This window comes from Paenibacillus jiangxiensis (assembly GCF_046098255.1).
GTDB classification, from domain to species: Bacteria; Bacillota; Bacilli; order Paenibacillales; family Paenibacillaceae; genus Paenibacillus; species Paenibacillus jiagnxiensis.
The window spans coordinates 1-11,995 of sequence record NZ_JBJURI010000049.1 but is presented as its reverse complement, the minus strand read 5'-3'; the positions used below and the strand labels follow the sequence as shown (position 1 = coordinate 11,995).

Below are 11,995 nucleotides of genomic sequence, written 5' to 3'. Positions count from 1 at the left end.
GACAAGCGATGGATCTTCCGATTTTGTTAATTGAGAGTGTGCTGTTGAAATTCGTGGCAGAACGAAAATGGTTCATTCAGACTATTGAGCAGCTTGACGAGGAAGATGTCAGCTGGTCCCCAACGGAGGAAAGCAATAGTATTGCCAATTTGGTGTTGCATATCAGGGGCACAGTCCATTCGCGAATAGAGATATTGTTATTTGATATTCCGGATACCAGGGACAGAGATAAAGAATTTGAGAAAGGAATAGTATTATCCAAAGCACAAGTTTTACAGCTCGGAACCGAGTCCTTTGATTTAATTATAAAGTACATCGAACAACTGAAATCCCAACCGGATTTGCTGCTGTCCCAGCCCTATCTCAATAAGCCGCCACTGACATACAGCAATTTTAACAACGAGACGACAGTCGTTAACCTACTGATCCAAATGGTAAGAGAAATTCACACACATACAGGGCAAATCATTTATATTGCCAAGATGAGAAAGGGACCTCTGCAATGGAAATACGATTGAACCAGAAACAGAATCTTACGGCATTTCAGCTTCAGCAATTCAACTGGCAGGACATTCCAGGACTTATGTAGCTCACTGCATCCGTAGGATGGGATTATGGGGAACCGGATTTTCACACCATTCTATCGTCAGGGACCATATACGGACATAAAAATAAACAGGGTGAAATTGTCTCAAGTGCGGCGATTTTCCCTTACGGAGAAACACTTGCTTCCATTGGTACGGTTATCGTGAATGAGCATTGCAGAGGATGCCGATTAGGAAGAGAGGTAACGGAGGCTTGCATTCAATCCGTAGCTGACGATGCTACTAGGATAAAAATGCGGGGTTACAAGATGTAATGGCTGCCGGTGAGATTATTTCCTTTTTTTACAGGTAAAGGGGCTATTCCACCGAAATAGGCTCTGATACAAACGTTAGAAAAAAACTAGGCCCGCCAGTTTAACTAACCTTGGTGGAAAGATTCTCCTATGTGGTAATAAGAGGTAGGAAAGGAGGAGGTACTTATGCTTTCAACCAAAAACCGGATTACCCCAGAAAAGAGAATTTATTTTCATAGTGAACTGCTGCAATGTCCGCTTTGTGGAACGAAACTGAAGCGGCACCATATCGCTTGGCATAAATACATGAATACACTTCATGGAATTTTCGACGTTTGGAATATGGCTTACGTCATCAGGGGAGGGAGTACCTTATTGCTTGATTAACTTAACAAATTTTGTGATTAATTGAAACAATTTTCATCTCTATCACGTCTGTATTAGTATCAAATGGCAAAGGAGATTGTTTATGTGGAAGAAAACATGTTGGTTTTTTTGTGTTGCTTTGGCTGTAATAATTTCGGCTTGTAGTTCTTATGCTGCCCCAAGTAGCAGCTCAGTTTCAAGCAATAATGATCAAGAAGAAATAATTATATCAAAATTTCCGGATGATCAGTCGTTACATGACTTTACCCCTCAAACAGGCGGTGAAGTAGTTCTTACTACTAAAGCCCCTAAACAGGTCTCTATGATTCTAAACGCAATTAAGAAAGCAGAGATTGTTTCAGGTACCCATAATATAGCTGATCCAACACATATAATCTCAATTCAAAAGAATGGAAAGGAGATTAATCGCTATTTTCTATGGGTATTTGAAGACATTCCCCAAGGATCCATCATGCATACAGCAGATACTACTACAATTTATGCCTTTTCCGTTGAGCAAACTGATTTAATAAAAAAAGTAATTTCTCAAAAAGATTAAAATAAAGTCTAAAGAGGATTCTCGAAAGTCTAAGAATCAAAAATGAAGTCGGACTGGGCAAGAGACTTATCTTTGACCAGTCCGGTTGTTTTTCTTTGTCCACTTTATGCTTCATTTTTGTTCGTGCGTGCCCCCGAACAATTCAAACGGTTTTCTTATTCAGATACATGAATTTGATGATAACTTTTTACGTTCAAATGTGAGTTTTCAGCATATCAGTAATGAATGACTGTTGATGCACCTTAATTCCCACATATATCGAGCTTAGTTAGAAATCTGATGGTATATATATCTTCTAGAACTTACACCACGATAGCAGAAGCTGCTTAAACACCTTATCATCTCGGGGTAACAGTTAAATGCATGAAATTTAGGCGTGGCGAACGAACTTCAATCGACAATAACATGTTATTTTAGGACCTCTTTCATTGGTATCTTCCTGGAGAGAGTTCATCTGCAGGGTACGACAGATTGTAATATGAAGTGCGACACCTACTGGAAATAAATAAACAAAGGGCCCATGGCCGGATTCGTGTAGAATGAAAGTTCCTACACCCACATTCACACAAGGAGAATCCGCCATGAGCTAAACATATCTTAGTATAATCGAGCGAAGCAAGCTAGAAATCCTCCACCAACAGGGAAAAAGTGCCAGAGCCATTGCCAAGGAACTGGGCAGACACCATGCCACCATTAGCCGGGAACTCCGTCGAAATGCAGCACAGGAGTCTTACCATGCGGAGGCGTCTCAGGAGAGCTACATCCAGCGTCGTAAGGTGTCCATTCCCGCAGGAAAATGGACACCGGAGTTGGCGACGGATATCGAAGAGAAGCTTCGGAGGAGCTGGTCTTCTGAGCAGATCGTAGAGCGGCTGCGTCAGGAGGGACTATCGATCGTATGTTTTAAAACGATCTACCGCTGGCTGTACGCTGGTCATTTAGTGAAAGGCGTGCTCACGGTTCTCCGGCAAAAAGACAAGCGTCAGAAGCCTGCGGAGACTCGTGGTAAGTTTGCGATAGGTACGCCCATCTCCCAGCGCCCTAAAGAGGTGCGGTCTCGAGAAACGTTCAGTCATTGGGAACTGGATACCGTCGTTTCCGGTCGCGGGAAAAGTAAGGGCTATGTGCCACGTTCATCGAACGCAAAACACGCCTGTACACCGCCATTCGGATGCCTGACCGCACCGCATTGTCCATGGAGATCGCCTTTGGTGTCCCTGTTTTTTTCCAGTACCCCTATGGGGCCTTCCAAACGGCGACAGCTGACCGTGGCAAGGAGTTTGCCTGTTATGCCAGCCTGGAGGCCACCCATGATGTACAGGTGTATTTCGCTGACCCATATTCCTCCTGGCAATGGAGCTCTAACGAAAACGCCAACGGCTTGCTGCGAGAATTCTTTCCCAAAGGTACGGATTTCGCCCAGATTACAGACGAGGCATTGGAGGATGCCCTCCACCTGATCAATCACACCACGAAAATGTTTGGGGTGGAAGACAGCTCACGAATCCTTTTCAGAGGAACTGTCGCACTTGGCTTGAGAATCCGTCATTTCGATAAAATAGAAAAGGGGGCAATCCCATAAGTCTTTTTTTATGACCTAATGAGAAAGCCCCTATTTATTAATTCAAGTTATATTTTTCTATAACATCAGCACGAAATTCTGCCTTAAAAGAGTTTTTCTCATAAGTTGCTGAGTGAACAGTCATAGGAGTTTCGAGGCTAAATTTCCCAAGCTCCATATTGATTACTGAGTACTGCCCATACGCATTTTCTTGTAGGAAAATGATATTTTTTTCATCCTTCTCAAGCTCACTATAATCTTCAGTCGTTATTTTCTTTATTCCAGTTGAATCCTCAACATATGAGATTGGTTCAATGATGGTCAAAGAATCTCCTGGAGAAATATTGCTCTCTTCAGGGGCCTTAATGACCTTATCAACTTTGATATCAGTTAATGTATAGAAGTCTTGTATCGTGCCGTCTTCAAAGTAAGTCGCCATATGCTTACGATCATCAAACTCCTGAGAGGCGCTTCCGACAACAATAAGCTCCGCTCCTGAATCTAATCTATCGACCGTTTCATAAGCTATATAGTTGGCGGATACCGAGACTTCAGGAATAGCGTTATTCTCCATAGAGTTAGTGGAAGTATAACCTGTGGTTAAGAAACTAGCTAATCCAATGGAACTAACTGCCAATATTGCTAATCCAAACTTCTTTTTGTTTATAGTCATTGTGGCAACCCCTTTCTATTTTTTAATCTCCCCATTTTTCTATGAGTGATTCCTTATCGTATGATTGAACCCCAATTGACTGAACACCCTGTTTCATAACAGACGACCTGGAAGTAACGGGGTGTGCCATAGAAAGAGTGTGGCCGACTTCATGGGTTGCATTTGAGATTCTTTCTGATTGAGACATTCCATCTTCTCCATAAGCGTCCATATTATTATGGTAAATTGAAACTGTTGCATAAGCCCAATCGTCCGAGAGACTAGTTACTACTTGACCGCTTGATGTGTATCGAGAAATTTGACCAAGCAAGCCTGCTACACTAGAAACACCAACATAATATTTATCAGGATTACCGCTGGTTGAAGTAGTTTTTGTGATATTAACGGAGGATGAGGCCGAATTCCAGTCAGCGCGTGCAGAATCATAATGATTCGTATAACCATAAGAGGCAACAGAAGAGTCATAATAAGCACTGAAATTGGCACCAGAGCTCCTTCCCCCAGCCCAAATTGTAGCATAAGAAATAGAGGCGAAAGTCAAGACAGAGAGGGAGGCAACGGATACCAGTGAGATCACTTTCTTTTTAGAAATTTTCAAAACTTACACCACCCTTATGTAATTTTGTTTTGAGATTGCCAATAGAATCATGCAATCCTATTTATTATTAAATAATAATTTCGGCACAAATTGAATATCTTGTATCTATCGAAAAAGATAGGGGAAATTGTACTATTGTATCAATATGTAACCAGGTCTTTTATTTACAATTAATTGAGGCTGTTTTGGGTCAATTTCTATTTTTTTCCTAAGCCTATTCATATGTACGAAGATGTTTTGATCTGTAAGCGCTTGACCGAGTAGTTCTATAATATCCTGAGTGTATATTTTTTTATTTGGGTTATGACAAAAAAACAGCAGGATAGTAGACTCCGTATGAGTTAAAAATATCCGTTCCCCTTTTTTTACTACGTAAGAACCCCAAGGAAAAAATTGAGTCATTTCGTTCAGAAAAAAACAACTATTCGGTGGGATGAGGTGATTTTCCATATATCCTCCTGAACTAAAATTATAATAATAAAATAATGGAGTTTTATCGTTGTTGTCTGAATTTATAAGTACCAGATTGTAGGGAGGGGATTTGAAAAGAATTCAAGCAAGTAGGGTTTTGTCAAAAAAATAAATAATTGAACGAATTGGATGCTAGAAAGAAAATGCACTTATCAATTCCATAATAACATAAAATTATCCTCCACGGAAATATAATCATTTCTTTATGGTCACATTTCAAATTGATAGTATTCTACATATAATTTCACTCATCTGGGTTTGCCTTCTCTACGTGTCATGTTAAAATATTCTTAAATCTAGTGGTTAATCATTATCTTTCCTGACGTAAAGCTCGCTGAGCAAAGAATAGGTATGTGTCAGCATAATTGAAATCGGAAGTTTAAAGGAAGAATGAAGGACATACGGGATATGTATGTTTTTTTCTTTCTTTTTGCGTCCGAGAAAGAGTCAGCTAAGTTTTAGCTGAAGCTGTAGGTGCCCCGGTCAGGGGGAATCGTAAAATTACGTCCCGACTGCCGCGGGGACCTATGGAGGAATGTGATATGGCACAGCAAGTGGACTTAATGCAGTATTTTTCAGGTCAACCGGTAGGAGAGAAGGTTGTTAACTTACCTAAGTATAAGGATTCAAAGCCGGCCCGAAAAGAATTCTCCTATGATTACGGAGAAACGTTGGATGGTGCTCGTAAACATTTGGCGGCAGCTTAGTTTTTATACGAAAAACAGCTTTACACGTTAAAGTGCGAAAGCATGTAAAATCAAATAGCGATTCCGTTCAACAGAAATTCCGTAATATGGGTTTATACTAAATTCAATTCATGCAGCTCAACTTTATAGCCTATCTGGTTGATTTTACGAATCCAGTACTTGATGGTTTTCTCACGTTTACCCAAATAGTCTGCGCCCCGGTTCCTCGTAAGGCACTTTGTCTCGCAGGACGACGTAGATGATGCCTTCAAGCAGGAGAATCTGTTGAAACAGTTGAGGCGTGTGTATTATGAAAGTTACCTTTACGAACGTAAGGCTTGAAGCCCGACTTCTCGAAGTAACAAATCGCCTTCGTTTCCGCAGGACCCAAATCTTTATTCAAGTCGTCTCGAAAACCGTGTTTGTTTGTTAATTGGGCAGGCCTAGAAAAAAACTCCTTTTTTCAGCCCAATAAGCACTGAGGCAACCACCGTGATCCCTTGCTCCCGCAACCAATTCGCGAGATTAAACCAATAGTGGCCTGTGGGCTCCATCCCGATGATGAGTGAGCAGAAGATGCTTGTCCTGTACGTCACGTGTCCAGCGCAGAAGCTTCTCAAAGCCTTCCCGCGTGTTCGCAAACGACAGATGGCGCGGTGTGAGGACACGCCCCCGAAAATCGGTCACCTGGGCGGCGTGGACATCCTTGGCGATGTCGATCCCCACGATGACATGTTTGGTGGTAATTCGTTCAATCCGTTGATTTGTGACTTGAATTCGAGTAGACTTCATAGTAAGCGCCTCCTGATAGGTTTTCTAAGGGCTTTTGACCCGTCACACCCCTATCATACGAGGCGCTCCTGTTTTTTTCAAAGACGAAATCTTAGCATACACAGGAATGTTTAAGCAAAGAAATGTACCGGGTAGATCGATCATACGAGGTAAACGCTATATTCTATTGGCCTGGCGGCATCGGCAAAGTACCGATGCCCGATCGTTTGGCGGTTTATTCTATGTACTGTGCGATGAAGTCGGCGAATTGGATTGGGCCGTCGCCTTTTTTAGAGCGTATACCAAAACTATTTGAGTCAGATTCGAATCGAAACATTCGAACATAAACGTCACTTTTGAGCGAGACAAGCTACTATATAAGATGACTTAAATAAACACGGGATTCACCTCCCCTGTGTAAATCGGGTAATGAAGGATAACTCCAAAACAGGGATGTGAGAACATGAATCGTTTCAAGAAGAAGTGTTGCACTTAGCTTGACAATTCGTCGACATGAAAAAACTCCCCTCACAGTAACAGGATTTATTATTTCACCTGTCTACCATATGGGGAGCATGTGGAGTACGTAATAGGAATACAAGCATCGATACATAGAAATCCTTTGTTTTCAACACTTTGCGCGATTTATGACATTCACAATGGACGGCAACGACTTCAAAAATAAGCTGCTAAAGGACAAAATCGAGGTTTCGGTCATTTTGGACTTGGATTTAGACGTCGGGTGGGTAGATATGTAATAAAGTATGGAGAGCGTCCTTGATTGGACGTTCTTTTTAATAAACTTCGAATGGAGAGGAAATTCCAATGTTTTGTCGAATAATCAATTAACATAGAATCTAAATCATTTTTGAATATAAGGGGTATGTATGGCTAATGAATCGAAGTAAATACTTCAACTACATAGAGGAAAAGCTGGAGGTTTTGGCAAGACGAATTGAGAAACGAGGAAAAATAAATTTATTGGATCTAAACATTTATTCAGAAACGTTTTTTGCAGAATTGATGAACTTATTGTTTGGATTTACGTTGGTCAACATGAATATACTTAAACAGAATATTGAAGGCATTGATTTGGTTGATGTGAATCACAAAGTTGTAGCCCAGGTGTCTTCAACTTGCACAAAACAAAAAATTGAAAGCTCTTTAAAGAAGGATATATTTGTTAAGTACCCAGGCTACCGCTTCATTTTTATTTCAATTGCTAAGGATGCAAATAAGCTTCGAGAATTGAGCTTTGTTAATCCGCATAATGCTGTTTTTTCTCCTGCAGATGACATTGTGGATGTAAATACATTATTGAATGTTGTACTAAATATGGAAATCGATAAGCAGCGTGAGGTATTTGAGTTTGTAAAAAAGGAACTTGGGAATGATATTGATGTACTTAAAGTTGATACAAATCTAGCTACCATCATTAATATACTTGCAAGTGAGAATCTCACAAACTGTATAGAATCTCCAGAAATAAATTCCTTTGAGATTGATAAGAAAATAATATTTAACGATTTGTCAGATGTGAAAGATACAATTGATGATTATAAGATATTCTACCAAAAGCTAGATGAAAAATATGCTGAGTTCGATAGAGAAGGTTCAAATAAAAGCTTTTCGGTTTTTCAAATAATCAAAAAACAATACACAATGATTCAATATGAAAAAACTAACTCAAAGGAACTTTTCTATAGTATAATCGATAACATAACTAAAATAATAATCGAGAGCAAAAATTATATCGAAATTCCGTATGAAGAGCTTGAACTCTGCGTTTTCATTTTAGTCGTAGATGCTTTTATACGATGCAAAATTTTTAAGAATCCGGAGGGGTATAGCCATGTTGTTGCCGGATAATATCCATCCTCAACTTAGCATTTATTATAATGGTGCTTTAGTTCTGAAAGAACTGAAACAACTTGCCAAACAGCAAGTATTTGATTTGTATCAAAGAATTAAAAGCCTATATAATATGTCGTTTCCCACTTTTATGCTTTGTTTAGATTGGCTGTATCTTATTGATTCTGCCAAGATAGACGATGACGGATGGGTGGAATTATGTTCATAAAAACGTTGAAAATAACTAGTCGTACAGAAACGATAAGAGAACTAACTTTTCATTCCGGCTTAAACCTAATTATTGATGAAACACCTTCCGACGATGATAAATCGACTGGAAATAATGTGGGGAAAACAACAGTATTGAAGCTAATTGACTTCTGCTTAGGAGCTAGCGCTTCCATAATATATTCGGATACAGAGAATAAAAAAGAAGTCTATGACTTGGTTAAGGATTTTCTTGTAGCTGAAGAAGTATTGATTACTCTTACTCTTGTTGAGGATTTATTAGATGAGACATCAGATGAAGTAATAATTGAACGCAATTTTCTGCCACGAAAAAAGAGCATTAGAAGAATTAACGGAAAACCAATTCTTGAAAAGGATTTTGAAGACGAGTTACAAAGGCTTCTTTTTCCCAGTCATAATTCGGAGAAACCTACATTCAGGCAGATCATCTCTCACAATATTAGATATAAGGATGAGAATATAAGTAATACATTAAAGACTTTGGACAAGTATTCCTCTGATGTGGAGTATGAGACTTTATACTTGTTCTTATTGGGTTGTGACTTCGATGAAGGTGCGCAGAAGCAAGCATTAGTGACGAAAATAAAGCAAGAAGAAGCCTTTAAAGAAAGATTGGAAAAAAAGCAAACAAAAACGGCTTATGCAATTGCTCTGGAAATGATTGAAGAAGAGATAGCCCAATTAAATGAGAAAAAGTCAAACTTCAATTTGAATGAAGATTTTGAAAGTCAGTTAGAACAACTTAACCTTGTAAAGTTTCGAATTAATAAAAGCAGTTCTAACATAAGTAAAATGAACATTAGGAAGAACCTCATTGAAGAGGCTCAAAAGGAAATGGAAAGTAGTAAAGCTAATATTGACTTAAGGCAATTGGAGGTACTTTACGCAGAGGCTAAGGCCAATATTGGTAATATACAAAAAACTTTTGAAGAGTTGGTAACATACCATAATAATATGGTTGTTGAGAAAATTAAGTTCATAACTTCTGACTTACCTTCTTTAATTGTAAAAATCGAGACAGAAGAAAAAAATTTGAACTTATTGCTAATTCAGGAGAAAGAGTTAGCGATGACGATATCTAAAGGTGACTCTTTTGAAGAGCTTGAAAAAATTATAGCTGAGCTGAATGATAAGTATAGAACTAAGGGTGAGTATGAAAGTATTATCTCACAATTAGATGAAGTAGAAAAGAACATTGAAGAAATTAATACTAAAATTAAAGTGATTGATGATGTATTATTTTCAGGTAATTTTGAAGAGAAGTTAAGAAGCCAAATTAACAAGTTCAACAGAAATTTCTCTGAGATTTCTTTTGAACTCTACGGTGAAAAGTACGCATTGAAATATGATAAAGTTACGCACAAAAAGAGCCAACAACAAATATATAAATTTAGTGCATTTAATGCTAATTTAAGCTCAGGAAAAAAACAGGGTGAGATTTTATGTTTTGATCTTGCAGCAATATTATTTGCTGATGAAGAAAAGATACCGAGCTTGCACTTCCTTCTAAATGACAAAAAAGAATTAATGCACGATAATCAATTAATTAAGGTTGCTGATTATGTTAGTAGAAAGAATATACAATTGGTTGTTTCTATTCTAAAGGATAAGTTGCCTGTAAGCGTGCTTGATAAAGCCCATATTGTTGTTGAACTATCTCAGGAAAGCAAATTGTTTAGAATAGAAGAAGAATAAGATCCTAAAAATGAATATGATATATCCAAGAGAGCGCCACTGATCAGGCGCTCTCTTTTTATATAGATATCCTATAAGAGCCGGTTGCCCTGAACTCCAGAGCAACCGGCTTTTTACGTGAAAGGAGACTAATGAATATGTCCAAAGTAATCGCTCTCGCCAATCAGAAAGGCGGCCTCGGCAAAACGACAACAGCAGTCAACCTCGGTATTGGCTTGGCGGCGGAAGGCAAGAAGGTTCTGCTCTTGGACGCGGATGCGCAGGGCAGCCTGACAGATTCGCTAGGCTTCCATGAACCGGATAGTCTGTCCATTTCACTGGCTACGATGTTGGTGAAGGGTATGACGGATGAGCCGTATGAACCGAGGGAAGGTATTCTGCATCATCACGAAGGTATCGACCTGATGCCGGGAAACATCGAATTATCGGCAGTCGAAGTGGCGCTCGTCAATACGATGAGCAGGGAAACGATTATGCGATCGTACATTGATTCCGTAAAAGCAGATTACGATTATATCCTGATCGACTGTATGCCGAGCTTGGGCATGATGACGATCAACGCATTGGCAGTGGCAGATAGCGTCATCATCCCGGTACAGGCGCACTATCTACCCGCCAAAGGCATGACGCAGCTTTTGCAGACGGTTGCGCGTATTCGGCAAAAAATTAATCCGAAGCTGACGGTAGATGGTGTGCTGCTCACGATGGTAGATAACCGGACCAATTTCGCCAAAGATATTTCTTTCGTGTTGCGACGGGATTATGGGGATAAGCTGCGTGTATGCAATACTGAGTCCCCCCTGTCCATTAGCGCGACGGAAACAAGTGCCAAAGGCAAAGTTCCCATAATGGATGAGACATGATTAGGATACTCTTTGATCCTGGAGCTGAATTCATAGGAAAACGTTTTGATCCTGCTTTTACCTGCTTCACTCAAAGCCTGCATATCACGATAGATCGTTCTTACACTAACCCCTAAGACCTCTGCTAAGCCTTGTGGAAAATATTGTAGATTCATTCGAGGTAATGCGGAACAACAGTTAAGAGACGAAGTGCAATGAGGAGTTGTCATATTGTATAAAATGCCTCGAAGAAGAAATTCCGTATAAGGGATTTTTCCATGAAATTTTCTCGTGCGAAGAACCTTTCGAGTCTGAGAAACGAAATATTTAATCTTATCAAAGTGTGCTGATGATAGCCTCCGGGTTTTCACGTTCCTCGTTCAGAAGCGTGATGTCCACTGTGCTGATTGCCACGGAAGAAGGCAGAAAGCTTTACGAAAAGCTGGGTTTTCACGCAGTTACTACCGTACATAAGTATTTGTATGAGCATTATACCCCGCTTGATCTTGGCTATGATATGGAATATATCAACAGGAAATGGACCGCAAATTTGTGGTTCATTTTTTTGGCTTAAAACCGATATCGTTGCTAGGATGGGGAACAGTTGCGAGTGCGTAGTAAAATCGGCGGTGGCCGTTAGGCCATGTTTGATTCTAGCGGTTGTGGGCGACGCTATTTGGATAAAAATGCGGGGTTTCAAGATGTAAACATTCCTGTGTATGCTAAGATTTCGTCTTTGAAAAAAACAGGAGCGCCTAGTATGATAGGGGTGTGACGGGTCAAAAGCCCTTAGAAAACCTATCAGGAGGCGCTTACTATGAAGTCTACTCGAATT

General features: G+C 39.7%; 14 protein-coding genes and 1 pseudogene. 10 read left to right on the top strand and 5 right to left on the bottom strand.

Going from position 1 to position 11,995, the window contains the following annotated elements:
• The first annotated feature begins 8 nt into the window (after positions 1-8).
• The 4 genes and pseudogenes from ACI1P2_RS29710 to ACI1P2_RS29695 all read left to right on the top strand — a co-directional run bounded on the left by ACI1P2_RS29710 (position 9) and on the right by ACI1P2_RS29695 (position 3,301).
• Positions 9-518, top strand: coding sequence for a DUF1572 family protein (locus ACI1P2_RS29710; protein WP_355326965.1), 510 nt, complete (start codon positions 9-11; stop codon positions 516-518).
• A gap of 119 nt (positions 519-637) precedes the next feature.
• Positions 638-859: a GNAT family N-acetyltransferase gene (locus ACI1P2_RS29705; protein WP_355327040.1), complete on the top strand. Its 222-nt coding sequence runs from the start codon at positions 638-640 to the stop codon at positions 857-859.
• 448 nt (positions 860-1,307) lie between these two features.
• Positions 1,308-1,763: a hypothetical protein gene (locus ACI1P2_RS29700; RefSeq protein ID WP_355326962.1), complete on the top strand. Its 456-nt coding sequence runs from the start codon at positions 1,308-1,310 to the stop codon at positions 1,761-1,763.
• 602 nt (positions 1,764-2,365) lie between these two features.
• A pseudogene (locus tag ACI1P2_RS29695) lies at positions 2,366-3,301 on the top strand (IS30 family transposase).
• A gap of 81 nt (positions 3,302-3,382) precedes the next feature.
• Here the strand turns inward: ACI1P2_RS29695 and ACI1P2_RS29690 are convergent.
• From ACI1P2_RS29690 to ACI1P2_RS29680, 3 genes are all read right to left on the bottom strand, one after another.
• On the bottom strand, positions 3,383-3,997 hold the full coding sequence (locus tag ACI1P2_RS29690) for a hypothetical protein (RefSeq protein WP_355326959.1): 615 nt from the start codon (positions 3,995-3,997) through the stop codon (positions 3,383-3,385).
• 22 nt (positions 3,998-4,019) lie between these two features.
• On the bottom strand, positions 4,020-4,595 hold the full coding sequence (locus ACI1P2_RS29685) for a hypothetical protein (protein ID WP_355326956.1): 576 nt from the start codon (positions 4,593-4,595) through the stop codon (positions 4,020-4,022).
• A gap of 132 nt (positions 4,596-4,727) precedes the next feature.
• On the bottom strand, positions 4,728-4,997 hold the full coding sequence (locus tag ACI1P2_RS29680; RefSeq protein WP_355327037.1) for a winged helix-turn-helix domain-containing protein: 270 nt from the start codon (positions 4,995-4,997) through the stop codon (positions 4,728-4,730).
• A gap of 611 nt (positions 4,998-5,608) precedes the next feature.
• Between ACI1P2_RS29680 and ACI1P2_RS29675 the strand changes: the two genes are divergently transcribed.
• Positions 5,609-5,773, top strand: coding sequence for a hypothetical protein (locus ACI1P2_RS29675; protein WP_355326953.1), 165 nt, complete (start codon positions 5,609-5,611; stop codon positions 5,771-5,773).
• Positions 5,774-6,277: 504 nt separating this feature from the next.
• Here ACI1P2_RS29675 and ACI1P2_RS29670 read toward each other — a convergent pair.
• Positions 6,278-6,544 carry an IS110 family transposase gene (locus ACI1P2_RS29670; protein ID WP_355326950.1) on the bottom strand — a complete coding sequence of 89 codons (267 nt, stop codon included), beginning with the start codon at positions 6,542-6,544 and terminating at the stop codon, positions 6,278-6,280.
• Positions 6,545-7,417: 873 nt separating this feature from the next.
• Here ACI1P2_RS29670 and ACI1P2_RS29665 point away from each other — a divergent pair.
• From ACI1P2_RS29665 to ACI1P2_RS29650, 4 genes are all read left to right on the top strand, one after another.
• Positions 7,418-8,392 carry an ABC-three component system protein gene (locus tag ACI1P2_RS29665; protein ID WP_355326947.1) on the top strand — a complete coding sequence of 325 codons (975 nt, stop codon included), beginning with the start codon at positions 7,418-7,420 and terminating at the stop codon, positions 8,390-8,392.
• The gene (locus ACI1P2_RS29660; protein WP_355326944.1) at positions 8,376-8,603 is read left to right on the top strand and encodes an ABC-three component system middle component 6; all 228 of its coding nucleotides are present in this window, start codon (positions 8,376-8,378) and stop codon (positions 8,601-8,603) included. The genes ACI1P2_RS29665 and ACI1P2_RS29660 overlap by 17 nt, the downstream gene beginning before the upstream one ends.
• A gap of 5 nt (positions 8,604-8,608) precedes the next feature.
• Entirely contained in the window at positions 8,609-10,318 is a 1,710-nt protein-coding gene (locus ACI1P2_RS29655) for a DUF2326 domain-containing protein (RefSeq protein ID WP_355326941.1), read from the top strand.
• 137 nt (positions 10,319-10,455) lie between these two features.
• Complete coding sequence (locus tag ACI1P2_RS29650) at positions 10,456-11,181, top strand: ParA family protein (RefSeq protein ID WP_408976378.1); 726 nt, start codon at positions 10,456-10,458, stop codon at positions 11,179-11,181.
• Here ACI1P2_RS29650 and ACI1P2_RS29645 read toward each other — a convergent pair.
• Positions 11,079-11,336 (bottom strand): HTH domain-containing protein, encoded by a 258-nt coding sequence (locus ACI1P2_RS29645; RefSeq protein ID WP_355326935.1) that lies wholly within the window; start codon positions 11,334-11,336, stop codon positions 11,079-11,081. The genes ACI1P2_RS29650 and ACI1P2_RS29645 overlap by 103 nt on opposite strands.
• A 215-nt stretch (positions 11,337-11,551) precedes the next feature.
• Here ACI1P2_RS29645 and ACI1P2_RS29640 point away from each other — a divergent pair, with 215 nt between their 5' ends.
• A complete protein-coding gene (locus tag ACI1P2_RS29640; RefSeq protein WP_355326932.1) occupies positions 11,552-11,734 on the top strand; it encodes a hypothetical protein in 183 nt (60 codons plus the stop codon).
• Positions 11,735-11,995: the final 261 nt, after the last annotated feature.